At 73.7% G+C, this 25,395-nt stretch carries 22 protein-coding genes; 8 read left to right on the plus strand and 14 right to left on the minus strand.

Annotated elements, in window-relative coordinates; translation table 11 throughout:
- Nucleotides 1-757 precede the first annotated feature (757 nt).
- Nucleotides 758-1,336 carry an ABC transporter ATP-binding protein gene (locus OVA32_RS03235; RefSeq protein ID WP_230297503.1) on the plus strand — a complete coding sequence of 193 codons (579 nt, stop codon included), beginning with the start codon at nucleotides 758-760 and terminating at the stop codon, nucleotides 1,334-1,336.
- A gap of 151 nt (nucleotides 1,337-1,487) precedes the next feature.
- On the opposite strand, the gene OVA32_RS03240 is transcribed toward OVA32_RS03235, so the two are convergent.
- A complete protein-coding gene (locus OVA32_RS03240) occupies nucleotides 1,488-3,314 on the minus strand; it encodes a LysM peptidoglycan-binding domain-containing protein (RefSeq protein WP_267715198.1) in 1,827 nt (608 codons plus the stop codon).
- Between the two features lie 321 nt (nucleotides 3,315-3,635).
- Between OVA32_RS03240 and OVA32_RS03245 the strand changes: the two genes are divergently transcribed.
- Nucleotides 3,636-3,965 (plus strand): bifunctional 3-phenylpropionate/cinnamic acid dioxygenase ferredoxin subunit, encoded by a 330-nt coding sequence (locus OVA32_RS03245; RefSeq protein WP_002857882.1) that lies wholly within the window; start codon nucleotides 3,636-3,638, stop codon nucleotides 3,963-3,965.
- Nucleotides 3,962-5,251, plus strand: a complete 1,290-nt coding sequence (locus OVA32_RS03250; RefSeq protein WP_267715200.1) for an NAD(P)/FAD-dependent oxidoreductase — start codon at nucleotides 3,962-3,964, stop codon at nucleotides 5,249-5,251. Before OVA32_RS03245 ends, OVA32_RS03250 begins: the two co-directional genes overlap by 4 nt.
- Nucleotides 5,252-5,312: 61 nt before the next feature.
- Here the strand turns inward: OVA32_RS03250 and OVA32_RS03255 are convergent, their stop codons facing one another.
- From OVA32_RS03255 to OVA32_RS03300, 10 genes are all read right to left on the minus strand, one after another.
- A complete protein-coding gene (locus OVA32_RS03255) occupies nucleotides 5,313-6,809 on the minus strand; it encodes a protein adenylyltransferase SelO (protein ID WP_267715202.1) in 1,497 nt (498 codons plus the stop codon).
- 173 nt (nucleotides 6,810-6,982) lie between these two features.
- A complete protein-coding gene (locus OVA32_RS03260) occupies nucleotides 6,983-7,933 on the minus strand; it encodes a hypothetical protein (RefSeq protein ID WP_166437489.1) in 951 nt (316 codons plus the stop codon).
- Nucleotides 7,934-8,142: 209 nt separating this feature from the next.
- Nucleotides 8,143-9,003, minus strand: coding sequence for an HpcH/HpaI aldolase family protein (locus OVA32_RS03265; protein ID WP_324287925.1), 861 nt, complete (start codon nucleotides 9,001-9,003; stop codon nucleotides 8,143-8,145).
- A gap of 138 nt (nucleotides 9,004-9,141) precedes the next feature.
- Entirely contained in the window at nucleotides 9,142-9,927 is a 786-nt protein-coding gene (locus OVA32_RS03270; RefSeq protein WP_119217764.1) for a 2-keto-4-pentenoate hydratase, read from the minus strand.
- Between the two features lie 397 nt (nucleotides 9,928-10,324).
- Nucleotides 10,325-11,491 carry a 3,4-dihydroxyphenylacetate 2,3-dioxygenase gene (gene hpaD / locus OVA32_RS03275; protein ID WP_267715208.1) on the minus strand — a complete coding sequence of 389 codons (1,167 nt, stop codon included), beginning with the start codon at nucleotides 11,489-11,491 and terminating at the stop codon, nucleotides 10,325-10,327.
- 261 nt (nucleotides 11,492-11,752) lie between these two features.
- Entirely contained in the window at nucleotides 11,753-13,297 is a 1,545-nt protein-coding gene (gene hpaE / locus OVA32_RS03280) for a 5-carboxymethyl-2-hydroxymuconate semialdehyde dehydrogenase (RefSeq protein ID WP_036383626.1), read from the minus strand.
- An 80-nt stretch (nucleotides 13,298-13,377) separates the two neighbouring features.
- Complete coding sequence (locus OVA32_RS03285; RefSeq protein WP_036383628.1) at nucleotides 13,378-14,079, minus strand: GntR family transcriptional regulator; 702 nt, start codon at nucleotides 14,077-14,079, stop codon at nucleotides 13,378-13,380.
- Between the two features lie 2 nt (nucleotides 14,080-14,081).
- The gene (locus tag OVA32_RS03290; RefSeq protein WP_060974213.1) at nucleotides 14,082-15,680 is read right to left on the minus strand and encodes a fumarylacetoacetate hydrolase family protein; all 1,599 of its coding nucleotides are present in this window, start codon (nucleotides 15,678-15,680) and stop codon (nucleotides 14,082-14,084) included.
- Nucleotides 15,681-15,774: 94 nt separating this feature from the next.
- A complete protein-coding gene (locus tag OVA32_RS03295; protein ID WP_267715212.1) occupies nucleotides 15,775-16,989 on the minus strand; it encodes a PLP-dependent aminotransferase family protein in 1,215 nt (404 codons plus the stop codon).
- Between the two features lie 72 nt (nucleotides 16,990-17,061).
- On the minus strand, nucleotides 17,062-17,859 hold the full coding sequence (locus OVA32_RS03300) for a hypothetical protein (RefSeq protein WP_159228072.1): 798 nt from the start codon (nucleotides 17,857-17,859) through the stop codon (nucleotides 17,062-17,064).
- A 158-nt stretch (nucleotides 17,860-18,017) separates the two neighbouring features.
- On the opposite strand from OVA32_RS03300, the gene OVA32_RS03305 reads away from it, so the two are divergent.
- From OVA32_RS03305 to pdxT, 4 genes are all read left to right on the plus strand, one after another.
- Nucleotides 18,018-18,863 (plus strand): HpcH/HpaI aldolase/citrate lyase family protein, encoded by an 846-nt coding sequence (locus tag OVA32_RS03305; RefSeq protein WP_267715215.1) that lies wholly within the window; start codon nucleotides 18,018-18,020, stop codon nucleotides 18,861-18,863.
- Nucleotides 18,864-18,914: 51 nt separating this feature from the next.
- Nucleotides 18,915-19,400: a DedA family protein gene (locus tag OVA32_RS03310; protein WP_267715217.1), complete on the plus strand. Its 486-nt coding sequence runs from the start codon at nucleotides 18,915-18,917 to the stop codon at nucleotides 19,398-19,400.
- Between the two features lie 115 nt (nucleotides 19,401-19,515).
- On the plus strand, nucleotides 19,516-20,460 hold the full coding sequence (gene pdxS / locus OVA32_RS03315) for a pyridoxal 5'-phosphate synthase lyase subunit PdxS (RefSeq protein ID WP_002857913.1): 945 nt from the start codon (nucleotides 19,516-19,518) through the stop codon (nucleotides 20,458-20,460).
- The gene (pdxT, locus tag OVA32_RS03320; RefSeq protein ID WP_041102621.1) at nucleotides 20,457-21,113 is read left to right on the plus strand and encodes a pyridoxal 5'-phosphate synthase glutaminase subunit PdxT; all 657 of its coding nucleotides are present in this window, start codon (nucleotides 20,457-20,459) and stop codon (nucleotides 21,111-21,113) included. The genes pdxS and pdxT overlap by 4 nt, the downstream gene beginning before the upstream one ends.
- On the opposite strand, the gene ald is transcribed toward pdxT, so the two are convergent.
- The gene (ald, locus tag OVA32_RS03325; RefSeq protein WP_206481710.1) at nucleotides 21,085-22,227 is read right to left on the minus strand and encodes an alanine dehydrogenase; all 1,143 of its coding nucleotides are present in this window, start codon (nucleotides 22,225-22,227) and stop codon (nucleotides 21,085-21,087) included. The two genes, pdxT and ald, sit on opposite strands and share 29 nt — an antisense overlap.
- A gap of 105 nt (nucleotides 22,228-22,332) precedes the next feature.
- On the opposite strand from ald, the gene OVA32_RS03330 reads away from it, so the two are divergent.
- Entirely contained in the window at nucleotides 22,333-22,830 is a 498-nt protein-coding gene (locus tag OVA32_RS03330; RefSeq protein WP_036339666.1) for a DUF456 domain-containing protein, read from the plus strand.
- A 55-nt stretch (nucleotides 22,831-22,885) separates the two neighbouring features.
- On the opposite strand, the gene OVA32_RS03335 is transcribed toward OVA32_RS03330, so the two are convergent.
- Nucleotides 22,886-23,614 (minus strand): FadR/GntR family transcriptional regulator, encoded by a 729-nt coding sequence (locus OVA32_RS03335; RefSeq protein ID WP_036313468.1) that lies wholly within the window; start codon nucleotides 23,612-23,614, stop codon nucleotides 22,886-22,888.
- A 79-nt stretch (nucleotides 23,615-23,693) separates the two neighbouring features.
- Nucleotides 23,694-25,355, minus strand: coding sequence for an L-lactate permease (locus OVA32_RS03340; protein ID WP_020628227.1), 1,662 nt, complete (start codon nucleotides 25,353-25,355; stop codon nucleotides 23,694-23,696).
- Nucleotides 25,356-25,395 lie beyond the last annotated feature (40 nt).

Raw genomic sequence — 25,395 nt, forward strand, 5'->3', positions numbered from 1 at the left:
TCCCGGTGACCGGACGACTGGCGCCGGGCGCCACCGCTCTGGATCCGATGATGGGATCGGTTCCGCTGGACGGAGCCGTCCTGGTGGTCGTCCCGCCCTCGGCGCTGGCGAGCCTGTACCCGCCAGACGCGCTGGAGGCCATCCTGCTGCGCACCATCGTCCTGGGCCAGGACGCCGTCCCGGCGCTGGATGCGGCCGGACGAGCCCTCGAAACGGACGCTCTGGTGGTCAACGCTGAGCCCTTGACCCCGCAGTCCTCTGCGCTGCTGCAGTCTCTGAGCGCCAGCTCCCGCACGCTGCTCGTCCTGTTCGGCGCGGCGGTGCTCGGCGCCGTCGTCTCCCTGTTCGGCGTTCTCGGCGTGCTCGCCCGGGCTCTCGCCCCCACCTGGCGGATCGCCGCGATGGTGGGCGCCGCCCGCTGGCAGGCCGCGGTGCGGATCATCGTTCCCGTGCTCTTCGCGTGGGTCCTGCCGGCCGCCGTCGGTCTCACCGCGGGCGCGTCCGCCCTGCCGGGGCCGCCGCCCACCGGTCTGACGTCCACCGCGCTCATCGCCGTCATGGCGATCGGCGCCGTCGCCACCCTGTCCTCCTGGCGCGCACTCGCGGCGACCTTCGGCCGCCGCCCCCGCCGCCACCGGCCGACCAAGGAGACCGCACGAGCCTCCTCGAAGTCCACGACGTGGACAAGACGTTCCTCTCCGGCGGGGAGGCGGTGCCCGTCCTCCGGGGGGCCTCTCTGCTGGTTCCGGCCGGTGAGATGCACGCCGTCACCGGGCCTTCCGGGTCCGGGAAATCCACCCTGCTGCGGATCCTCGCGTGCCTGGACTCCCCGGACTCGGGTCGCGTCCTGCTCGGGGGCGAACCTCTCCCGGAGCCGTGGAGCCGGGGCGGGGACCGGTATCGGAACCAGCGGTGCGGCATCGTCCTGCAGGACTTCGCCCTCATGGAGCACGCCACCGCACTGGAGAACGTGATGCTGCCCCTGCGCTACGGCCCGGACCGGGTCCCGCGTGGGGAGCAGCGACGCCGCGCGGGGGAGGCCCTCGAGCGGGTGGGGTTGGGAATGCGCACGGGTCACCGGGCCCGCACGCTGTCCGGCGGGGAGAAGCAGCGGGTGGCCGTCGCCCGGGCTCTCATCAACGAGCCGCCGCTGGTCCTGGCGGACGAGCCGACGGGTGCGCTGGACCAGGCGAGGACGCGGGACGTCGTCGACCTGCTGCGCGGAGCCGTGGGGCCTGAGCGAGCCGTGGTGGTCGTGACCCATGACCCGAGGGTGGCGGCCGCCTGCGACCGGCGCTGGCACCTCGTGGACGGGGAGCTGGCACCACAGGACTGAAGCGGCGCGCGCCGTCGTCGACTTCTCGTGGGGAGCAACGCCGGTTGACTTATCCCGGGTGCGGCGGCCTACGACCGGTGACAACTCAACCGACGACGGCGGCCCGCACCTTCACGCGCAGGTGCGGGCCGACGTCGTCCCGGCGGGGTGCTCAGGCGGTGCGCAGCACCATGCCCGGGTGGAGCAGGGTCGAGACCGTCATGCCGTTGAGGCGTTGCAGGCGCTCCATGGAGACGCCCGTGCGCTGGGCGATGAGCCACCAGCCGTCGTTCGCCTGGACCACGTAGGTGGCGGGCGAGGGCGCCGGGGCGGAGGCGGTCTGGCCGGTCCGCAGCACCATCCCCGGGTGCAGCACGGTGGTCGCGGTCATGCCGTTGAGGCGCTGGAGGGTCTCCATCGTCACGCCGGTGCGGTGGGCGATGATCCACCAGCCGTCGCCCTCGCGGACCGTGTACGTGCCCGGGGCCGGGGCGGGCGCGGGCGGGGAGGCCGGCGCCGTGGCGGCCGTGACGAGCACCATCCCCGGGTGCAGGACGGTCGACGCCGTCATGCCGTTGAGCCGCTGGAGCTCCGCGGCGCTGACGCCGGTCCGTCGGGCGATGACCCACCGGCCGTCGTTCGGCTGCGCCGTGTACGTGCCGGTGGTGATGGGGGTGGGCTCCGGGGCGGTCGGGTCGGCGACGGTGCGCAGCACCATGCCCGGGTGGAGCACGGTCGACTCGGTCATGCCGTTGAGCTCCTGGAGGGTGGCCGCGGGCACGCCGGTCCGTCGGGCGATGACCCACCAGCCGTCGTTCGGCTGCACCGTGTACGTGCCGGCGGTCGACGGCTCGGTCGTCGGGGCCGGCGTCGGAGCAGGCGTGGTCGGTGCCGGCGGCTGGCCGGCCGCCGTCGCGATGGCCTCGGCGCGGTCGCGCAGGTCGTCGAAGCGGGCCATCAGGTGCTGCCCCGGGCACGCGGTCGCGGACGTGGCCCGGTGCGGGAAGATCGTGTCCACGGTGACGGGCGTGCCCGCGGCGTACTTCGTGCTGCCGCCCGAGGTCAGGGTGACTCGGCCCCGCGCGTCGATGCTGTCGCGGTACAGGTAGTAGGCGGTGGCGCGGGCCATCGCGTCCACGACCTCCTCGGACGGGGCGAGCACGTCGTAGTTGCCCATCGTGGAGATGCCCATCGTGCCCCGGTTGAACCCGCCCGCGTGCGTGCCCAGCGGGTTCGAGTCCAGGGCGCCGCGGCGGCCCTCGTAGATGTTGCCGAAGCGGTCCGTGATCAGGTGGTACGGGAAGTCGCCCCAGTCGAGGGTCTTCGTGTAGTACGCGTAGATGCCGCGCATCTGCTCGACGGCCTGGGCGCGCGTGTAGTCATTGGTGCCGGCCGTGTGGTGGATGGTCAGCGCGCGCACCTGGTCGAACTGCGGGGAGGACTCGGCCCAGGACTCGTCCGCGCCCCACTGCGCGCGGGTGATCACGTCCGGGAGGATCTTCGCGCGCGCATCCGAGGCCGTGGCCACGGTGCGGGCCTCGGCGGGTGCGGCGCCCCCGACGACGGCGCTCGACTTCACGCCCCGGGGCAGGCCGGCCGTCTCCGCGGCCTGCTCGGCGGTCGCCGCCGGGTGCGCGCTCGCGACGGTCTCGTCCGTGGCGGCCGTGCCCGGGTCGATGAGGGACAGCTCGAGGCCGGCCGGGGCTGCGCCGTCGGGCAGGACGGGCCGATCCAGGACCTGCCACGGGCCCCAGGCCCCGTCCTGACGCACGCGGATCTCCACGCGCTCGACGGCGTCGTCCGCCGCGGCGTCCCACACGGCGGCGGCCACCGTGAACGGGCGGTCCACCACGGGCTCGCCGAGCACGACGCCGGCCGGAGCCTCCTCGGCCGGGACGAGGTTCTCGCCCTCCTGCGGGACGGTCGCGACGCCGGCGACCGCGACGGCGGGCGCGAGCGGGCGGGGGGATGCGGCGGAGCGCGGCGGGAGAATCTTCATGCGGATGCCGTCGGAAGGTGGAGTGCCCGAGGAATGACAGGCGCGGGCCGTGTCGCATCCCCGGGGCGGTGACGTGGTGAGGGCGGGATGACGGCCGGAGAGCCGTCGTGATCGTAGCGTGATCGACCATTCCCGGGGACCTTTTTCTCGGGCCTGTCAGGTGATTTCACGCCCCCGTGATGTCCGGTTCACCCATTCACAGGTGGGCACGGTGTGGCGCCGGGGCGGAGCACAGCGGAGGGGTGTCGGGTCCGCGCCGGGGGATACGGTGGCGGGAGACCACCACGGGCCGCCCGGCCCGGGAACCAGAGGAGGCAGACCATGGCGGAGCCGATCCACATCGGCGCGGCGGCGGACGTCCCGGAGGGCGAGGCGATCGTCGTCCCGGCGGCGACGGCGGGGACGAGGGACGACGTCGCGGTGTTCCACACGGACGCGGGCGAGTTCCACGCGATCGACGACACGTGCACCCACGAGGACGCCTCGCTGGCCGAGGGCTGGCTCGAGGACGACCGCGTGGAGTGCCCGCTGCACGCCGCGCAGTTCTGCCTGCGCACCGGCGAGGCGCTCTGCCTGCCCGCCACCAAGGGCGTCGGCGTGCACCGCGTCGAGGAGCGCGAGGGCCAGCTCTACCTCGTCCCCGGCGCATGAACCACGACGTCGACGCCCCGGCAGGCATGCCCGGCTCGGTCGCGGTGGTGGGCGGCGGCGTCGCGGGCTTCGCCGTGGTCCGCGAGCTGCGGCGCCGCGGCTTCGCGGGCGGGATCGCCCTCGTGGACCCGCAGGGCGTGCCCTATGACCGGCCGCCCCTGAGCAAGGAGTTCCTGACCGGCGACACGGACGCGCACCGCCTGCTGCTCGCCCCGCCGGCGTGGTTCGCCGAGCACGGGGTGGAGCTGGTGGAGGACCTGGCGGTCCGGGTGGTGCCGGGCGGTGTCCACCCCGACGGCGGCCCCGCGCCCCACCGGGTGGAGACGGCCTCCGGGCGGGTCCTGGACGCGGACGCGGTCGTGCTCGCCACGGGCGGGCGACCCCGGGCCCTCGACGTCGCCGGCGCCGACCACCCGGACCTGATCACCCTGCGCACCCGCGCCGACGCCGAGGCCCTGCGCGACCGCCTGACGTTCGGGGCCGAGGTGGCGGTCGTGGGCGGCGGCTTCACGGGGGCGGAGGTCGCGGCCGCGGCGCGCCGCTCGCTCGCCGCGGTGACGCTCGTGACCGGGACGGACGCCCCGGCTCGCGCGGCGGTCGGGCCGGCGCTGGCCGCCCGCCTGCACCGGATGCACGTCGAGCACGGGGTCGCTGTCGAGGTCGGCCGGGCGGCCTGGATCGAGCACCGGGATGCCGACGGCGGCGCCGCGCTGCCGGCCGCCCACCGGCTCCACCTCCACGACGGGCGGACCGTGGACGCCGACGTCGTGGTGCTGGCCGGCGGCACCGTGCCGGACACCGCCCTCGCCGAGGACGCCGGTCTGGAGGTGGCCGACGGCGTGCTCACGGACGCGACGGGCCGCACGACCGTGCCCGGGATCCTGGCCGTGGGCGATGCCGCGCGGGCCCGGGGGTCCGCGTGGGCGCCGTCGCGGCACTGGGAGCCGGCGCTGCGTTCCGGTGCGGCCGCCGCGGCGGCGATCCTGGGGGAGCAGGCGGACGCCCCGGGCGCCCCGTGGTTCTGGTCCGACCGGTACGACGCCCACGTGGAGGCCGTGGGGGACATGACGGTGCCGGCCGGCGGGCGGATCGTGGACCGCGAGGTGCGCGGCGTCGTGGTGGCGAGCTTCGCCCTGGCCGCGGACGGGACCCTGCGCGGGGCCGCGTCGATCGACGACCCCATGACCGTCAAGGCCGCCCGGCGCATCATCGACCGGGGGATCGTGGTGGACGCCGCCGCGCTCGCGGACCCGGCCGTGCCGGTCAAGTCGCTGGCGCGGGGGTGAGAGCGCCCGTTTCGTCAACGAAAGTGCCCTGGAGGGCGTCCGTTTCGTCAACGACAAGCGGTCAGGTGCCGCAGTAGGTGACGAACGGGGCCCCGTCCGCCGGACCCGGCTCCGCGTACCGCTCGAACCCGGGGCGCGGAGTGAAGGGATCTGTCACGGCCTCGAGCAGCCGGTGGACGGCGGTGAGGTCCCCGTCCTCCGCGGCCGTCAGGGCCTCGTCGAGCAGGTGGTTCCGCGGGATGTAGACGGGGTTCACCGCGCGCATGCGGGCCGGATCGGGACCCATCGCCCGCCAGTCCGAGAGCCAGGCGGCGAGCCCCGCGGGGTCCGGGGCGCCGGGGACGAGCCGTGCCGCCTCGGTGCGGGCCGCGTCGTCGTCCACGGGCGGCGCCGTGTGCTCGGCCAGCCGCACCCAGAACGAGGTCCAGTCGGCCCGCGCCGCGGCCAGCCACGGGAACAGGCGGTCGGTGAGCGCGGCGACGTCGTCCTCCGCCACCGACGCCGGGAGGCCGAGCTTGTCCCGCAGTCCGCCCCGCCACGCCGCGAGATGGGCGCCGTGGAACCTGCCCAGCGCCTCCTGGGCGAGTGCGACGGCGCGGTCGGGGTCGTCGTCGAGCACGGGCACGAGGGCCTCGCCGAGCCGGGCGAGGTTCCACGCGGCGATGGGCCCCTGGTTGCCGTACGCGTACCGGCCCTGGGTGTCGATCGAGGAGAAGCTCGCGGCCGGGTCGAAGGCGTCGATGAACGCGCAGGGGCCGTAGTCGATGGTCTCGCCGGACAGGGTCATGTTGTCCGTGTTCATCACACCGTGCACGAAGCCGACGAGCATCCAGCGGGAGATGAGCTCGGCCTGCGCGGCGATCACCGCCTCGTAGAGCGCGAGCGCGGGGTGCTCGGCGTCGGTGGCGTGCGGGTGGTGGCGGGCGATGGCCTCGTCGACGATCCGGCGCAGCACCTCCGTGGGGTGCGCCTGCTCGGGGAGGGCCGCGGCGTACTGGGCCGTGCCGACGCGCAGGTGCGACGCGGCCGTCCGGGCCAGCACCGCACCCGGCAGCACGGTCTCGCGGCGGACCGGGTGGCCCGTGGCGACGACGGCGAGCGCCCGCGTGGTCGGCACGCCGAGGGCGTGCATCGCCTCGGAGACCACGTACTCGCGGAGCATGGGGCCGAGCACGGCCTGCCCGTCGGCGTTGCCGCGCGCGAAGGGCGTGCGACCGGAGCCCTTGAGATGCAGGTCGTGGAGCCGACCGTCCGGAGCCGTGAGCTCGCCGAGGAGGAGGGCGCGCCCGTCGCCCAGGCGGGGGGAGTAGTGGCCGAACTGGTGGCCCGCGTACGCCTGCGCGACCGGCCGTGCGTCCGGGCCGAGCTGCTCGCCGGTGAGGAAGCGGACGCCGTCGTCGGTGGCGAGCCACGCGGCGTCGAGGCCGAGCTCCGCCGCGAGGCCGGCGTTGAGCAGGACGAGTTGCGGGCCGTCCGTGGCCTGGGCCTGCCAGGGCAGGGCGAGCTCGGGGAAGGTGTCGGCGAAATGCGAGCTCAGGGTGGGGGCGGACGTGGTCATGGGGCCACGCTACGTGGGGGAGCACGGGTGTTCACGGGCCGACTCCCACCGCACCCGTCCTTTCGAGGCGGGAAATCGACCCCATGGGCGTGGACCAGAGTGCTATGACCTGGATTTCCCGCCTCGAAACGAGGGGGCCGTGGCGGGCCGCGGGGGCCGTGGATCTCACCGGGTCACCCACCGAACGCGGCCGCCCGGCGCCGCACCCGGGCGACGACGTCCGCGTAGTCGTCCCGGGCGTCGGCCCACATGACCTTGATCGAGAGCCAGTCGCGGTCGGCGCACCAGCGGTCGCGCAGCACGTCCCGGGCCTGCTGCTCGGCGGAGCGGTGGTGCTCGCCCTCGTATTGCAACGCGAGGCGCCACGGCCGATACCCGAGGTCGACCGTCGGAGCGCGGCGGTCTGACGGGTCCAGCCGGCACTGCACCTCGGGCTCCGGCAGCCCGGCATCGACGAGCGCCAGCCGCAGACGTGTCTCGCGCGGCGAATCCGCCCCCACGCGCATCCTCGCCAGCGCCGCCCGGGCCAGTCCTCGCCCCTGGAAACGTCCCCGTTCGGCCAGCGATCGGACGAGCTCCTCCGGGGTGTAGGCGGGAGCCCCGCGTCCGCCGCCGGGCAGCCACGGCGGGTAGAGCAGCGCGTCACCGGCGGCGACGACGTCCCGCTCGGTGAGCGCCGACCGTGCCGCGCACAGGTCCCACAGCGTGCGGGCCGGCGTCGTCACGAGCACGCCGCCCCGCGTCATCCGCTGTCCCTCCGGCACCTCGATGCGGTGCGGCACCAGACCCGCCTGGACCGGCCGGCCGCCCGAGGTGCCGACGCTGACGTGCACCGCACCGGGGGCCAGCAGCCGTGCGGGCACGGTCAGGCCGTGCAGGCGGGCGGCGGTCTCATGGCTGACGACGACGCCGGGGTGGCGCCGCTGGTACGCGCGGACCTCGTCCATCGTCCACTCACGGACGGAGGCCGCCGCAGGGCCGGCCGGCCCGTAGATGCCGTGGCGCAGCCGCCGCAGGTCTGAGGACTGCAGTCGGGACCACGTCACACCCGCCCGGCGCGCGTCGTCGACCGTGAAGGCGGCGGGGTCGATCGACGGCGGCAGCGGGGCGGGACGACGGGGCATGCGGCGAGCGTGCCCCGTCGCTCCGCGTCCCGAGACGGACGAGCGGGGGCCTGGGGACGCACGAGGGGGCCCGGCGTGGTTGTGCAGGAGGCGGTGACGTCCCCCGGGGCGCCGGCCCCGAGCCATTCGAGGCGGGAAATCCACGTCATGGGCCAGGATCGGGCGTCCATGGGGTGGATTTCGCGCCCCGAAGTGAGGGGATGACCGGATCAGTACGACGCGCGGGGCGCGCTCTGCCCGTCGGCCGCGGCGTTGCTCGGGGCCGGGCACCAGCGGTCGGCGAGGGCCTCGGCGGCGCGGGCCAGCAGGGCGACGTCGGCGCCCACGTTGACGTAGTCCGCGCCGGCGACGGCGTAGGCGTCGGCCTGCGCGGGCACGAACGCATTGACGCCCACGAACTTCCCGGCGGCCTTGACCTTCGTGATGACCTCCTCGACCGCGGCCACCACGTCCGGGTGCGACTGCTGGCCGAGCAGGCCCAGGGACGCGGAGAGGTCCGAGGGGCCGATGAAGACGCCGTCGATCCCGTCCACCGCCGCGATCTCGTCGGCGTTGCGCACGCCCGCGGCAGTCTCGATCTGCACGATCACGGAGACGTGGTCCGCCGCGCCGGGCAGGTAGCCGGGGATCCGGTTCCAGCGGCCCGAGCGTGCCAGGGCGGAGCCCACGCCGCGCACCCCGCCCTCGGCGGAGCCGTCCGGGTAGCGGGCGGCGGCCACGGCGCTGCGGGCCATCTCGGCGTCGTCGACCATGGGCACCAGCAGCGTCTGGGCGCCCAGGTCCAGGAACTGCTTGATGGCCACGGTGTCCAGCGCCGGCACACGCACCAGGGTGGGCACGCGGTAGCCGGCGATCGTGCGCAGCTGGGCGAGGACGTCCTGCAGGGTCAGCGGGGCGTGCTCGGCGTCGATGAGCAGGTAGTCGAGGCCCGCGCCGGCGCAGATCTCCGCCGTCGTCGGGTCCCCCGAGGAGAGGAACATGCCGGCGGCGGGGCGGCCCCCACGGGCGGCGACGGCCTCGGGCGTGAAGAGGTCGCGGAACAGCGGCTGCGGGTTGTGGCGGACGGGCATGGGACGTTCCTCCGGGGTTCTCCGCGCCCTCCACCCGACGCGGGTTGAGTTGTCGCGGGTGGAGCGGCGTCGTACTGGTGATAGGTCAACCCGCGTTGCGGGCGGGCGCGGGCGGGCGGGGCGACGACGACGGGCGGGTCAGGCGAAGCGGCAGGTGATGGTGCCGAGCGGGCCGTAGTCGGCGTAGACGGTGTCGCCCTCGTACACCCACATCGGGCGGGTGAAGGAGCCGGCGAGCACGATCTCACCGGCTTCGAGCGCGTCCCCGTGCTCGGCGATGCGGTTGGCCAGCCAGTGCACGCCGTTGGCCGGGTGGTTCAGCACGCCCGCGGCCACCCCGGTCTCGATGATCTCCTCGTTGCGGGAGAGGATGCCGGAGACCCACCGCAGGTCGACGTCGTGCACGCCCACGGGGCGGCCGCCGATCACCAGGGAGCCCAGGGCGGCGTTGTCCGAGATGGTGTCCGTGATGGTGCGGCCGGCCATCTCGATGCGCGAGTCCAGCACCTCCAGCGCGGGCACCACGTACTCGGTGGCGCGCAGCACGTCCATCAGGTTCAGGCCGGGCCCGCGCAGCTCGTCCCGCAGCACGAACGCCAGCTCCATCTCGATGCGCGGATGGGTGTACTTCTTCCACTCGTACACGTGGCCGGACTCGAACACCTGGTCGTCGAAGATCACGCCGTAGTCCGGTTCGTCGATCCCGGTCGCGTCCTGCATGGCCTTGGAGGTCAGGCCGATCTTGTGGCCCACCTTGCGGCGGCCCGCCTCGACCTGACGCTCGGCCCAGATGCGCTGGATGGCGTACGAGTCCTCGATCTCCATCTCCGGGTAGCGCGCGGTCAGCCGCGGCACGGGCACGCGGTCGATGCCCGCGCGGTGCAGCTCGTCGGCGATCTTGAGGTGGGTCTCGTGGTCCAGCACAGCGGTCTCCTTCACGACGACGGGCAGGGGCCTGGCCTTGATCGTATACGATTACGCGGCTCGGCCCCCGGCCCCGTCGCCATCCTGTCACCGCCCCGGATCAGTCCGGGGTGCGCGTCCCGATGCCCAGCCCGGGCTGGCGGCGGTGCACCGTGAGCCAGGCCAGCCCCCCGACGCCCGTCTGCGAGGCGGGACACCCCTGCTCCCCACGCTTTGAGGCGGGAAATCGAGCTCAAACTGGCCCTCCTGGCTCGAATGAGATGGATTTTCCGCCTCGAACGGCGCGGGGCGGGGAGACGCGGAGGGTGGCAGGGAGGGCGGACGCCGACGGCGGGCACCTGCGTTGGGTGCCCGCCGTCGTCGTGATGCCCCCGGATCGCGGCCCCGGCCGTGCCGGTCAGAGCTGGTTGCCGAGCTTGTACTCGGCCTGCTTCCACTCCGGCAGGGACTCCTCGCCCTGCCCCTCGCGGGTGTAGGAGAAGCCGTCGGCGCCGATGGTCACGGCCATCTCCGAGTCGTCGGTGCGGGACACCAGCGGCTGCAGGTTGCCGTCGAGGTCCAGCACGCGGGAGGCATCGGTGTACCAGGACGGCACGACCGGGGTGCCCCACCAGTCGCGGCGCTGGTTGTCGTGCACGTCCCAGGTGACCACGGGGTTGTCAGGGTCGCCGGTGTAGTAGTCCTGGGTGTAGACCTCCACACGGTGGCCGTCCGGGTCGCGCAGGTAGAGGTAGAACGCGTTGGAGACGCCGTGGCGGCCCGGGCCGCGCTCGATGTGGTCGGACATGCGCAGGGCGCCGAGCTTGTCGCAGATCGCCAGGATGTTGTGCTTCTCGTGCGTGGCGAAGCACACGTGGTGCATCCGGGGGCCGTCGCCGCCGGTCATGGCGGTGTCGTGCACGGTGGGCTTGCGGCGCATCCACGCGGCGTAGACGGTGCCCTTCTCGTCCTGGATGTCCTCGGTGACGCGGAAGCCCAGGTCCTGCATGTAGCGGGCGGCGCGCGGCACATCCGGGGTCACCTGGTTGAAGTGGTCCAGGCGGACCAGGGCGCCCGGGGTGTAGAGGTCATAGCGCCAGGCCAGGCGCTCCACGTGCTCGACGTCGTGGAAGAACTCGTAGGGGAAGCCCAGCGGGTCCTCGACGCGCACGGAGTCGCCGACGCCCTTGACGAAGCCATCCTTCCGACGCTCGACACGGCAGCCCAGCTCCTCGTAGAAGGCGACCGCCTTGTCCAGGTCCTCGGGGGTGCGCACGCGGTAGGAGAACGCGGCCACGGCGGCGGTCTCGCCCTGGCGCAGCACCAGGTTGTGGTGGATGAACTCCTCCATGGAGCGCAGGTAGACGGTCTCCTCGTCCTCCTCGGTGACCACCAGGCCGAGCACGTCCACGTAGAACTCGCGGGAGACGGCGAGGTCCGTGACCACGAGCTCCATCGAGGCGCAGCGCAGGATGTCCGGTGCCTCGGACGTCGGGGTGGGGAGGGGGTTCTCCGGGTCGATGGGGGCTTCCTTCGTGACGAAGAAGCCGGAGGAGGTCTTCTGGCGGCTCTCGAGGTTGGTCATCGGTGCTCCTTGGTGAGGGGGCGGTGCGCTGTGGCCTGGGACACGGTCACGGGCTCGATCGTATACGATCCAGGCGACCGGCGGGAAGGCCGTCGAGGAACGCGGGTTGAGTTGTCGCGGGTCCGGGGCGCCCGCACCCGCGACAACTCAACCCGCGTCGGTGGGCCGGGGGAGAGACCCGGCGCGGCCCCACCACGACGACGGCGCCCGCACCGTCGCGGGGACGGTGCGGGCGCCGTCGTGGTCGCCGGTCAGTGCGGGTCAGCCGTCGATCTTCGCCGCGGCCTGCTCCTGCTTGCCGAACACCGGGTTGTGGACCTCGCCGAGGTTGATGTGCACGGCCTGCTGATCGGTGTAGAAGTCGATCGAGCGGTAGCCGCCCTCGTGGCCCAGGCCGGAGGCCTTCACCCCGCCGAACGGGGTGCGCAGGTCCCGCACATTGTTGGAGTTCAGCCACACCATGCCGGCCTCCACGTTCTGCGCGACGTTGTGGGCGCGCTTGAGGTCGTTCGTCCAGATGTACGCCGCGAGGCCGTACTTGGTGTTGTTGGCCAGCTGCAGGGCCTCCTCCTCCGTGTCGAAGGGGGTGATGGCCACCACCGGGCCGAAGATCTCCTCCTGGAAGATCCGGGCGTCCGGGGCCACGTCCGCGAACACGGTGGGCTGCACGAAGTTGCCCTCGGGGAAGCCCTCCGGGCGGCCGCCGCCGGCCACCAGGCGGGCCTCGGTCTTGCCGATCTCCACGTAGGACATGACCTTCTCGAAGTGCTCCGGGTGCACGATGGCGCCGACTTCGGTGGTCTCGTCGTTCGGCAGGCCGACCTTCACGCGGGAGGCCTGGGCGGCGTAGCGCTCCACGAACTCGTCGTAGACGGAGCGCTGGACCAGGATGCGGGAGCCGGCGGTGCAGCGCTCGCCGTTCAGGGAGAACACGCCGAAGATGGTCGCGTCGATCGCCGCGTCCAGGTCCGCGTCCTCGAACACCACGGCCGGGGACTTGCCGCCGAGCTCCATGGACAGGCCCTTCAGGTGCGGGGCGGCGTTGGCGAAGATGATCTGGCCGGTGCGGGACTCGCCGGTGAAGGAGATCAGCGGCACGTCCGGGTGCTTCACGAGCGGGTCGCCCGCGTAGCCCTCCTCACCGAAGCCGTGCACCATGTTGAACACGCCCTTCGGCAGGCCGGCCTCTTCGAAGATCCCGCCCCACAGGGAGGCCGAGAGCGGGGTGAACTCCGCCGGCTTCAGGACCACCGAGTTGCCGGTGGCGATGGCCGGGGCCAGCTTCCAGGACTCCAGCATGAACGGGGTGTTCCACGGGGTGATCAGGCCGGCGACGCCGATCGGCTTGCGGTTCACGTAGTTGATCTGGCGACCCGGCACCTTGAAGGTGTCGTCGTGCTGGGCCACGATCAGGTCCGCGAAGAAGCGGAAGTTCTCGGCGGCGCGGGCGGCCTGGCCCCTCGCCTGCTTGATCGGCAGGCCGGTGTCGAAGCACTCCATCTCGGCCAGCTGGTCGCCGCGGGTCTCCATGATGTCGGCGATCCGGTGCAGCACACGGGAACGCTGGCGCGGCAGGGCCTGGGACCATTCGCCGGACTCGAAGGCCCGCTTCGCGGCGGCGACGGCGCGGTCGATGTCCGCGGCCTTGCCGGAGGCGGCCGTCAGGTACGGCTCGTTGGTCACCGGGTCGAGCACCTCGAAGGTGTCGCCGTCGATCGAGTCGACGAACTCGCCGTCGATGTAGTGGCGCAGGACGTCGGGCAGGCCCTCGGGCGTGCGGGCCTCGATGCTGGTCTTCTCCGTCATGGTGTCTCTTTCGCTGAGTGCTTCGGGGGCGGATGGTCGGGGTCTGGCGCCGACGACGTCGGCGCCGGTCCGGCCGGCGGTCACGCGGACGGCTCGGCGCTGTGCTCCAGGTAGGCGCGCAGGGTGTTCAGGCGGTGGGCGCGGGCGGCGGCCTCGATCTCCTCGAAGCGCGCCCCGTCCTCGATCAGGCGCAGCAGGTGCTCGTGCTCGTCCACGGAGGCCACCGCCCGGCCGGGCACGTACGCGAACGTGGAGGAGCGCAGCGCGGCCAGGCGGTTCCAGCCGCGGTGCACCAGGTCGTGCACGTGCTCGTTCTGGTGATGCTCGAACAGGATCGAGTGGAAGCGGCGGTTGAGCTCGGTGAACGTCACCGGGTCCCAGGCCGTCTCCGACTCCGTCATCGCGCGCATGGTCGCGTTCACCTCGCGGGCCGCCGCGAGGTCCTCGGCGGTCACGTGCGGGGCGCACTGGGCGGTGGAGAACCCCTCCACCAGCGCCAGCGTCTCCATGGTGTGGCGGTACTCGACCGGGTCGATGCCCACCACGGTGGCGCCCACGTTGCGCTCGTAGGCCACCAGCTTCTCGGACTGCAGGCGGCGGATCGCCTCCCGCACGGGCACCACGGACATGCCCAGCTCCGCGGCGATCTGGGACAGCACCAGCCGGTCGCCCGGCTCGTGGCGCTGGTCCCGGATCCCCTCGAGGATCGCCTGGTAGGCGCGGTCCGCCTTGGAGACGGGGGCGCCTGCGAGGCCGACCGTTCCGATGTCCGTGCGGCGCATGCTCAGGCGTCGCCCTCCGGGGCCGGGGCGTCCGGCAGGGTCTTGCGGTACTCGGCGAACTTGGCCTTCCACTCGGCGTTCGGGGGGAACATCCCGTCCACCGGGTAGCCGGCCTTGACCTGCTCGTACGCCCAGGCGTCCTGGAGCTCCTGCTCGTAGGCGTCGTCCACAACCTCCTGGAGCAGGGACGGCGGGATGACCACCACACCGTCGTCGTCGCCGACGATGATGTCGCCGGGCTGCACGGTGGTGCCGCCGCAGGCGATGGTGCCGCCGACCTCCCACGGGATGTGACGGCGGCCCAGCACCGCCGGGTGCGTGGCGCCGGCGTACACCTGGAGGCCGACCTCGGCGACGGCGGCGGAGTCGCGGATGCCGCCGTCCGTGATCACGGCGTTCGCGCCGTTCACCTGGGCGCGCAGGGCCAGGACGTCCCCGAGGGTGCCGGTGCCGTGCTCGCCACGGGCCTCCATGACCACCACGTCGTCCGGCTGCACCGAGTCGATCGCCCGCTTCTGGGCGTTGAAGCCGCCGCCGAACTCCTTGGCCAGGTCCTCGCGCTTGGGGATGTAGCGCAGGGTCTTGGCGTAGCCGAGGACGCGCCGACCCCGGTGGATCGGGCGCGGGCCGTCGATGGTCGCGTTCTGGACGCCGCGCTTCTGCAGCTGGGCGGTGAGGGTGGCCACCGCGATGGCGTCGATCTTGGCGCGCAGCTCGGGGGTCAGCAGGGAGCGGTCCGGCTGCGGGGCGCTCGCGACCCAGTGGCCGTTCTCGTCCACCGCGGACGACGACGGCGCCGCGGCCTGCGGGGCCAGACCGGCGGCCTCGCGGGAGCCCCAGGCCTCCTCGCGCTGCACGTCGTCCACCTGCGGCTGCGCGCCGAACGGGGCCAGGGAGTGCTCCGAGTCGACGACCGTCGTCACCAGGCGGCCGGTGGTCGGTGCGCCGGGGGCGCTGGGGGCGTCCACCTCCACCTCGACGACGTCGCCCGGCTGGGCCACGGAGGAGCCGGCGGGGGTGCCGGTGAGGATGACGTCGCCCTCCTCGAGCGTCATGAGCTGCGAGAGGTCGGCCACGAGCCGGCCGAACGGGAAGACGAGGCCCTCGGTGGTGTCGTCCTGGACGATCTCGCCGTTGACCCAGGTGCGCACGCGCAGGGCGGCCGGGTCCAGGCCCGCGGCGGAGATCACCGCGGGGCCGAGCGGGGTGTAGCCGTCGCCGGACTTGTTCTTGACGTTGGAGCCCTTGTCCGCGTGGCGGAGGTCGTAGAGGCCCCAGTCGTTGGCGGCGGTGATGCCGGAGACGTGCGACCAGCCCTCCTTCGGGCTGACGCGCCGGGCGGTGCGGCCGATGATCAGCGCGATCTCGCCCTCGTAGGCGAGCAGCTCGGTGCCGGCGGGGCGCTCGATGGTGTCGCCGGTGCGGGCGAGGGAGGTGCCGGCCTTGAGGAAGTAGCCGGGGGCCTGCGGGGACCGGCCGCGCTGGGCGATGCGGGAGGGGTAGTTCAGGTGGACGGCGAGCACCTTGCCCGGCCGGTTCTCCCGGACGGTGAAGTCGTGCTCGGTGACGGTGGGCGTGGGATCCGGTGTGCTCTGCGTCATGGTCGAGATCGTATACGATCTCGCGGGCCCGGGGAAGAGGTCGCACGCCCGGCAGACGCGCCGGGCCGACGTCGTCGTGGGCGCCCGCCGCGGCTCAGCGGGCCCGGGCGATCGACTCGTTCACCGCCGGGGCCAGGCGCCGCACGCCCTCCACGAGCTTCTCGGCCGCCACGAACGAGTACGCCAGGCGCAGGGTGGAGCGCGTGCCCTCGACGGGGGTGAAGGCCGCCCCCGGCACGAACACCGCGCCCGCCTCGATGCCGCGGTGCATCACCTCGAGGGTGTCCACCCCGACGGGCAGGGTGGCCCACAGGAAGAAGCCGCCCTGCGGGGTGATGAACTCGACCGCCGGGTCCCAGTGCTCACGCACCGCGTCCACGAGCGCCCCGGCCCGCTCGCGGTACAGCCCGGTCACGTGGCGGACGTGGCCCTGCCAGTCCAGCTGCGTGACGAAGGCGGTGGAGAGCATCTGCGAGTACGTGGACGCGTGGATGTAGGCGGACTCCGCGCACAGGTAGAACTCGCGCTTGAGCGCGGCCGGCACGAGCGCCCAGCCGATGCGCACGCCCGGGGAGAAGATCTTGGACATCGTGCCGAGGTGGACCACGTTGTCCCGGTGGTCGGCGGCGATCGGGGCGACGGGCTCGCCGTCGAACGCGATCTGCCCGTACGGGTTGTCCTCCACGATGAGCACGCCGTGCTTCTCGCAGATCGCGCCCACCTCGGCGCGGCGTCCCGGGGGCAGCAGGGCGCCCGAGGGGTTCGCGAACGAGGGGATCGTGTAGAGGAAGGCCACGCGGCGGCCCTCGGCGGCCAGGCGGGTCAGGGTCTCGTCGAGGGCCGCGGGCACCAGGCCCTGGTCGTCGGTGCCCGTGGCCACGGCCTCGAGCTGCCATGTGGTGAAGGTGGTCAACGCGCCCACGAACGTGGGGTCCTCCACCACGACGACGTCGCCCGGGTTCGCGAACGCCCGGCAGGCGGTGTCGATCGCGGCCTGCGAGCCGGGGGTGATGACCACGAGGTCGGGATCCGCGTCCGGGATGCCGTCGGCGGCCATGACGGTGGCGGCGGCGGCGCGCATCTCCTCGGTGCCCTGGCCGGGGCCGTACTGCAGCGACTCCGTGCCGAACCGGGTCATCAGGTCGGAGGCGATCCGGCCCAGCTCGTCGAGGGGCAGGTCAGCGAGCCACGGGTTCCCGCCCGCGAGCGAGACGAGGTTCGGGTCCATCGCGATGTCGAAGACGTCGCGGACCGCGGACTGCTTCACGCCGACGGCGCGCTGGGACAGGTGATCTCGGAGGTTCCGCACGCTCGGCACCCTATAGCACGGCGCGGCCGTGTCCGAACGTCCGATGACGGGCGACGACGGCGGGTCGCGCGGTCAGGGGGCGCTCGGCTCCGGGCCGGGGGACCACGTGCCCTGGGTCGGCTCGGCGGGACCCCACGACGACTCCTCGGCCGGCGCCCAGGTCTCGTCCGAGGGCTCGGCCGGAGCCCACGTGTCCTCCGGCGACTCGCCCTCCGGCGCCCACGTCTGCTCGCCGGACTCGTCGCTCGGCTCCCCGCTCGGCGTGGGGTCCCCCTGCGGGACGTCCACGGACTCGCCGAGGCGGAGCGGCTCGAGCCCCAGCACGTCGTCGAGGTCCCGGCCGTCCACCTCGAGCCGGACCTGTCCCGCTGACGTGAAGGCGGCGGCGGTCGCCTGCAGCTGGGCGCGGATCCGCTCGGCCGTGCAGTCGTCCTCCGGCGTCACGGCGCCGGTGAAGGTGAAGATCTCCACGTCGCCCTCGCGGCGGTGCCCGGTCGGGGTGAGGGTCTCGCGCGCGTCGAACACGGCGTTCCACAGCGACGGGTCGCCGTGCCAGCCGCGCTCGTCCGCGAACAGGAAGTCCAGGGCGGCGTCCGCCTCGTCCTCGGTGTCCGTCGGCACGGTCTGCACGGGCACCAGCAGGTCGCCGCAGCCGAAGGGCCGGCCGCTCGTCCCCGGGACCGCCTCCGCCTCCGCGACGGCGAGGTAGACCGTCAGCGGCTGATACCCCTCCGTCGCGGGCAGGGGCACGCCGTCGTCGGACGCCGAATCCTCGGCCAGGCCGGGGTCGACCGCGCAGCCGGCCAGCAGGCACGCGGCGGCCACGGCACCCGTGAGCCGCAGGGCGCGGGAAGGGGAGGTCGGGCGCATCGGGTACTCCTGGCGGTCGGGGCTCGGCGGCGTCGGACGGGCCGACGGCCTCTCCATGCTACGGCCGTCCGCCTCGCCCGCCGCGAGCGGATGTGAGGCCTCCCACGGGTGGGAAGGGGCCCGCGGGCGGACGGCCGCGGCGGGCTAGGCTGGAGGCCATGCCCGTGAGGAACCGTCGCGCCGCCGCCCTGCCCGCCAAGCTCAGCCGCTCCTGGCTGCTGGTCAACGCGGCCACCCCCGACGCGTTCGCCCCCGCCCTGGCCTCCGAGGCCGACTCCGTCATCTTCGACCTCGAGGCCGCCGTGCCGGAGGAGCAGAAGGACACGGCCCGCCGGCACGTCGTGGACGCCCTCTCCGGCGGCATGACGGCGTGGGTGCGCATCTCCGCGACCTCCACGGACCACTGGCAGCGGGACCTCGAGGCGCTCGCGGGCCTCGACGGCGTGCGCGGCGTCGTGCTGGCCGAGACCGAGGAGCCGGAGCAGGTCACGTTCACCGCCATGCGGCTGCGCGCCGGCACCCCGGTGATCGCCCTGCTGGAGTCCGCCCTGGGCATCGAGAACGCCACGGCCGTGGCCAAGGCGCCGGGCACGTTCCGTCTCGCCTTCGGCGTGAACGACTTCCGCAAGGACGTCGGCGTCGGCGAGGACCCGCTGGCCATGGCCTACGCTCGCTCCCGCATGGTGATCGCCTCCCGCGTGGGCGGTCTGCCCGGGGCGATCGACGGACCGCCCGGCAACACGGACGGTGAGGACGCGGTCATCGAGTCCAGCGCCGTCACCGCCTCGATGGGCATGACCGGCCGCCTCGTCCTGAACCGGGATCAGGTGGACTGGGTCAACCGGGCGATGTCCCCGTCCGAGGACGAGCTCGCGTGGGCCCGCGACCTGCTCGAGAAGCATGCTCAGGGCGCCGCCGTCGGCGACGGCTCGTACCTGCCCCGCGTGCTGCGTGCCCAGAAGATCGCGGACCTCGCGGACTCGTACGGGCTCTGGAACGCGTGAGCACGGCCGGGGCGCGCGCATGAGTCCCCGCACCGACGGGTGGCTCCGCCCATGATGGCGTGGATCGACGGGCTGCCGCTGCTGTGGTCCATCGGGTTCTTCTGGATGCTGGCGATCCTGCGCACCCTGATCGTGTTCTCGCTCGGGCGGGGGCTGGCCTCCGGCGTCGAGCGGACCCGCTGGTTCGCCCACGTGATGGAGGGGCCCGTCTATGTCCGAGCCCAGCGCTTCATCCAGCGCTACGGGGTGTGGGCCATCCCGTTCTGCTACCTCACGGTGGGCATCCAGACGGCGGTGATCGGCTCCGCCGGCGTCGCCTGCATGCCCTGGCGCCGGTTCCTGCCGGCGGCCGCGCTCGGCACGTTCCTGTGGGGCGTGGTGTACGGGACCGTCGGGATGGCCGTGGTGTGGGCCGTCATCGGCGCGGCGCTCGGAGAGGGCCGGGGCGTCCTCGCCCTCGTGCTGATCCTCGCGTCCGTGGCCGCGTTCGTCGTCTGGCGCCGACGCCGCACGCTGCGCCGGCACGGGGCCGGGTGACGTCGTTGTCCGTGACGCGGGCCGGGCTTCGTCGCCGGGGGACTAGAGTTGACCGCGTCTTCGCCCCGGCCAGCCGACCCGCGGCCGGGGTCGCCACCCCTTCGGAAGGACCCCCATGAGCGACGAGCGCGCCCTCAGCTTCTCCGCCTCCACCGCCTCCGCCGCCGACGACGGCGCCCGCGGCACCGGCACGACCCGCGTCAAGCGCGGCCTGGCGGACATGATGAAGGGCGGCGTGATCATGGACGTCGTCAACGCGGAGCAGGCGCGCATCGCCGAGGACGCCGGCGCCGTGGCCGTCATGGCGCTCGAGCGGGTCCCGGCCGACATCCGCGCCCAGGGCGGCGTGGCCCGCATGTCCGACCCCGACCTGATCGACGGCATCGTCGAGGCCGTGTCCATCCCCGTGATGGCCAAGGCGCGCATCGGCCACTTCGTGGAGGCCCAGGTGCTGCAGGCGCTCAAGGTGGACTTCATCGACGAGTCCGAGGTGCTCTCCCCGGCGGACTACGTGAACCACATCGACAAGTGGGACTTCGACGTGCCCTTCGTGTGCGGCGCCACCAACCTCGGCGAGGCCCTGCGCCGCATCACCGAGGGCGCGGCCATGATCCGGTCCAAGGGCGAGGCCGGCACCGGCGACGTCTCCGAGGCCGTGAAGCACATCCGCACCATCCGCAAGGAGATCGCCCAGCTCCAGGGCCTGGCCCAGGATGAGCTGTACGTGGCCGCGAAGGAGCTGCAGGCGCCGTACGAGTTGGTGCGCGAGGTCGCCGAGACCGGCGCCCTGCCCGTCGTGATGTTCACCGCCGGCGGCGTGGCCACCCCGGCCGACGCGGCCCTGATGATGCAGATGGGCGCCGACGGCGTGTTCGTGGGCTCCGGCATCTTCAAGTCCGGCAACCCGGCCGAGCGCGCCCGCGCCATCGTCAAGGCCACCGCCCAGTTCGACGACCCGATGGCGGTCGCCGAGGCCTCCCGCGGCCTGGGCGAGGCCATGGTGGGCATCAACGTGGGCGACCTGCCCGCTCCGCACCGCCTGGCCGAGCGCGGCTGGTGAGTCCACAGAAGACCGTCGGCGTGTTCGCCCTCCAGGGCGACGTGCGGGAGCACGTGCACGTGCTCGAGGCCCTCGGCGCGCGCACGCGCCCGGTGCGCCGCCCCGCGGACCTCGAGGGTCTGGACGGCATCGTGCTGCCCGGCGGCGAGTCCTCCGTGATGGACCGCCTCGCCCGGATTATGGGGCTGAAGGACCCGCTCATCGCCGCCCTCCGCGACGGCCTGCCCGCCTACGGCACGTGCGCGGGGCTGATCATGCTGGCCCGGGAGATCCGCAACCCGGCGCCGGATCAGGGCGGGCTCGGCGTGCTGGACGTGGCCGTGCGGCGCAACGCCTTCGGCGCGCAGGTCGACTCGTTCGAGGAGGACCTGGACATCCCCGCGGTCGCGGCGGAGCCGGTGCACGCCGTGTTCATCCGCGCCCCCGCCGTCCTCCAGGCGGGGGAGGGCGTCGAGGTCCTGGCGAGCGTGCCGACGTCGCGTCTGTCCGTGCCCGCGGCGGACCCGGGGCTCGACGGCGACGCGCGGCTGCCCGTGGCCGTGCGGCAGGGCCACCTGCTCGCCACGGCCTTCCACCCCGAGGTGACCGGCGACTGGTCCTTCCACCGGGCGTTCCTCGCGGGGCTCAGGCCTCCGCGAGCACCTCGGAGGTGACGCGGACGTCCTTCTGGGGGTCCAGGCCGAGCTCGTCGGCCACGGCCGTGGCGACGGAGGGCAGGGTGAGCGCGCCGTCGTGGGCGTTGAGGCCCCCGGCGAAGCCCTCGTCCGCGGCCAGCGCCGCACGCCATCCGAGGTCGGCGATGCGCTTGATGTAGGGCAGCGTCGCGTTGGTCAGGGCCGAGGTGGAGGTCTGGGGCACGGCGCCGGGCATGTTGGAGACGCAGTAGTAGATCTTGTCCCCCACGAGGTACGTCGGGTCCTGGTGGGTGGTGGCCCGCGAGTTCTCGAAGCAGCCGCCCTGGTCGATCGCGATGTCCACCAGCACCGAGCCGGGCCGCATGGACTCCACCATCTCGGCGGTCACCAGCTTCGGGGCCGCGGCGCCGGGGATCAGCACGGAGCCGATCACGAGGTCCGCGTCCGCCACGGTCTCACCGATGTTCAGGTGGGACGAGGCCAGCGTGCGGATCCGGCCCTGGTGGACGGCGTCCAGCTGCGCGAGCCGCTCAAGGGAGATGTCCAGGACGGTCACGTCCGCGCCCATGCCCGCGGCGATCACGGCCGCCGCCTCGCCGGCCACACCTCCGCCGATCACGGCCACCCGGGCGCGGCGGGTGCCGGGCACGCCGCCCATCAGCACACCCGAGCCGCCCTGCGGCTGGAGGAGGTGGTAGGCGCCCGCGGCGGGGGCCAGGCGGCCGGCCACCTGGCTCATGGGGGCCAGCAGCGGCAGGGAGCGACCGCGGGTGACCGTCTCGTAGGCGATCGCCGTCGTGCCGGCGTCCAGGATCGCCCGCGTGCACGCGGGGGAGGCGGCCAGGTGCAGGTAGGTGAAGAGGACCTGGCCGCGGCGCAGGCGGCCGTACTCCTCCGGCTGCGGCTCCTTGACCTTGAGGACCAGCTCGGCGCGCTCCCAGAGCTCGTCGACGTCGTCGACCAGCTCGGCGCCGGCGTCGCGGTAGTCCTGGTCCGAGGCGCCGGAGCCGGCGCCGGCCCCCGACTGCACGAGGACCTGGTGGCCTGCGCGCACCAGCTCCTGGACCCCGCCCTGCGTCAGGGCCACACGGAACTCGTTGTTCTTCACTTCGGTGGGCACGGCGACCAACATGCGGCGAATCTAGCCCATCCGGCCCGTTCCGGCGAGGGCGCGGGGGCCGCTGCGCGGTCGCCGGTGCCGCCGTCACCGCGGTGCCCGTCCCGTCATACTGGTGCGGTGACTCCCGCGCTGATCTCCCTCGTGGCCGTGCTCCTGCTCCTGGTGGGGCTGGTGGGCACCGTGTACCCCGTCCTGCCCGGCTCGCTGCTCAACCTCGTGACGGCTCTCGGGTGGGCCGCGCTGCTGGGTTCCCCCGCGTCCTGGACGTTCGGCGTCATCGCGGCCGGTCTCGCCGTGGCGGGGCTGAGCGCGTCCGCGGTGCTGACCGGCCGACGGCTGCGACGTGAACGCGTCACCCGCGGCCCGATCCTGTGGGGGGTGGCCGGGGCCGCCGTCGGGTTCTTCGTGATCCCGGTGGTAGGGCTGTTCCTCGGCTTCGCCGTCGGCCTGTTCGCCTCCCAGTGGGCCCGCACCCGGGACGCCCGGGCCGCGCTCAGCAGCTCGATCGGCGCGCTCACGGCCATGGGCATGGGCATGCTCGTGGAGTTCTGCTGTGCGCTGGGCTCGCTGACCGCCGTGGGCGTGGGCGCCCTGGTGCACGGCGTCACCGCCTGAACCGCCGGAGCCGTCCGTCCGGCGGGACCCCGCGCGCGCCGGACCCTTCGCCGGCTCAGCCGCCGGCGGGCACCCTGCCGGTCTGGGCGAGGGCGGCGAAGCCGAGGACGTGCTCCCGCAGCTCCTGCGCGGCCGCCCGGCCGTCCCCGGCGGCGGAGGCGGCGAGGATCCGCCGATGGTCGGCCTGCAGGCCGGCGCGCACGGCGGGCCAGTCGGACAGCCCGGCCACGGTCTCGGTCACGTAGCCGATGGTCGCCTGGCGCAGGGAGTCCAGCATCATCGCCGTCACGACGTTCCCGCCCAGGGTGGCCAGCCGCACATGGAACTCGGTGTCGAGCAGGTGGAAGTCCTCTTCCGGCAGCGCGGGGTCGTCCATCCGGTCCAGCAGGGTTTCCACCTCGGCCAGGACGGCGACGCTCTCGGGGTCGCCGGAGGTGGCGGCGGCCGCCTGCGCCGCATCGGTCTCGAGGAGCACGCGCGCGGCGACGACGTCGGCCATCGGCAGGGACCGGGTGGCGATGTGCAGGCGCAGCGCCCAGCCCAGCGCCGCGGACGGCTCGGAGACGACGACGGCGCCCGAGTTCGGCCCGGAGCCGGCGCTGGCGCGGATCAGGCCCATGGCCTCGAGCATCCGGGTGGCCTCCCGCACGGACGCCCGGGAGATGCCGAAGCGTTCGGCCAGGGTGCGTTCGCCGGGCAGCTTGTCCCCCACGACCACGGCGCCGGAGCGCAGCTCGGCCTCGAGCCAGTCGAGCACGATGGTGTAGGCGGGGGCAGCGGTCATGGACGGACCTTCCGAGGGGGCGGGGCGGCGACCGTCCATCCTACCGATGGACGCCGCCCCGCTCGGGTGGTGCAGGCGGTCAGCCCGCCGCCGGCAGCATCCACGCCAGCACGTTGGACTGCAGGTACACGAGCGTGCACACCGCCAGCAGGAGCACGAGCGACCACACCACCACGCGGCGCAGGATCTCGGACTCCCGGCCCTCCATGCCGACCGCCGTCGCGGCGATCGCCAGGGACTGCGGGGAGATCATCTTGCCCACGACGCCGCCGGAGGTGTTGGCGGCCACCAGCAGGGCCGGATCGGCGCCGATGTTCGTGGCGGCGGTCTGCTGCAGGGTGGAGAACAGGGCGTTCGCGGAGGTGTCCGAGCCGGTCACGGCGGTGCCGAGCCAGCCGAGCACCGGGGACAGGAACACGAAGGCCGCGCCCAGGCCGGCCACCCACGTGCCCATGGCGACCGTCTGGCCCGAGAAGTTCATGACGTAGGCCAGGGAGAGCACGATCACGATCGTCAGGGCGGACCAGCGCATGCGGGCGAAGCAGCGGCCGATCTCGGCGAGCGCGTTCCCCACCGAGAGCGGGAACCGGCCGTCGTGGTCGAACCGGGAGTAGACCACGGCCATGATCAGGCCGGCGATCAGCAGCAGCGTGCCGGGGGAGGCCAGCCACTCGAACTTGTACACGGTGCTCGCCAGGGGCGCGCCGGAGGCGTCGACGAGGTGCCCGTCGAGCCCGGGCCACGGGATCTTGGCGGTGGCGGAGTTCAGGGCCGCGGTGATCGAGGGGACCAGCTTGGCCAGGGCGAACACGGCCACGACCACGATGTAGGGCAGCACGGCCATGAAGATCCGGCCGGGGGTGAGGTCCTGCGCCGCCGCGCGGGCGGGGGCGTCGAGGCGCTGGCGGGCCTCCTCGGCGCCCCGCGGCCGCCAGAAGCGCAGCAGCAGGACGGCGGCGGCGAGGGAGACCAGGGAGGCCACGACGTCGGTGAGCTCGTAGGAGAAGTAGGTCGAGGCCAGCCAGATGGCGACGGCGAAGCTCGCGCCGATCACGATCAGTGCCGGCCACGTCTGCCGCACGCCGCGCAGCCCGTCGATGATGAACACGAGCAGGAACGGCACGAACACGGCCACGAACGGGGCCTGGTGGCCGACGATCGCGCCGATGTGCGTGGCGGGGATGCCGGTGAGCGTGCCCGCGGTGGTGATGGGGGTGCCCACGGCGCCGAAGGCCACGGGCGCGGTGTTCGCCAGCAGCACGGCGGTGGCCGCCCGCAGCGGGGGCACACCCAGGCCGAGCACCATGGTGGCCGTGATGGCCACGGGGGCGCCGAAGCCGGCGAGGGCCTCGAGCAGGCCGCCGAAGCAGAACGCGATGAGCACGGCCTGGATGCGGATGTCTCCGCCGCCGAGCGAGTCGAAGATCGCGCGCATGTCGTCGAATCGCCCGGAGAGCACGGTGACCTGGTAGAACCACAGCGCCATCACGACGATCCAGACGATCGGGAACAGGCCGAAGGTCGCTCCCTGGGCGGCGGCCAGCGCCGCCAGGTGGGCCGGCATGTGGAAGCCCAGCACGGCCACGAGCAGGGCCACCACGAGCGCGGCGAGCCCCGACTGCCAGGCCTTGAGGCGCAGACCGAGGAGGGTGGCGAAGAACGTCAGCAGGGGCAGGACGCCGAGCGCGGCGGAGAGCGCGACGCTGCCGGCGGCATCGGGGGTGGGGGTGAAGGTGTGCACGGGGGTCTCCCGGTGGGCGAGGGGACGGGGCGGGATCCGG

It is taken from the genome of Micrococcus sp. SL257, assembly GCF_026625585.1.
Taxonomy (GTDB): Bacteria; Actinomycetota; Actinomycetes; order Actinomycetales; family Micrococcaceae; genus Micrococcus; species Micrococcus luteus.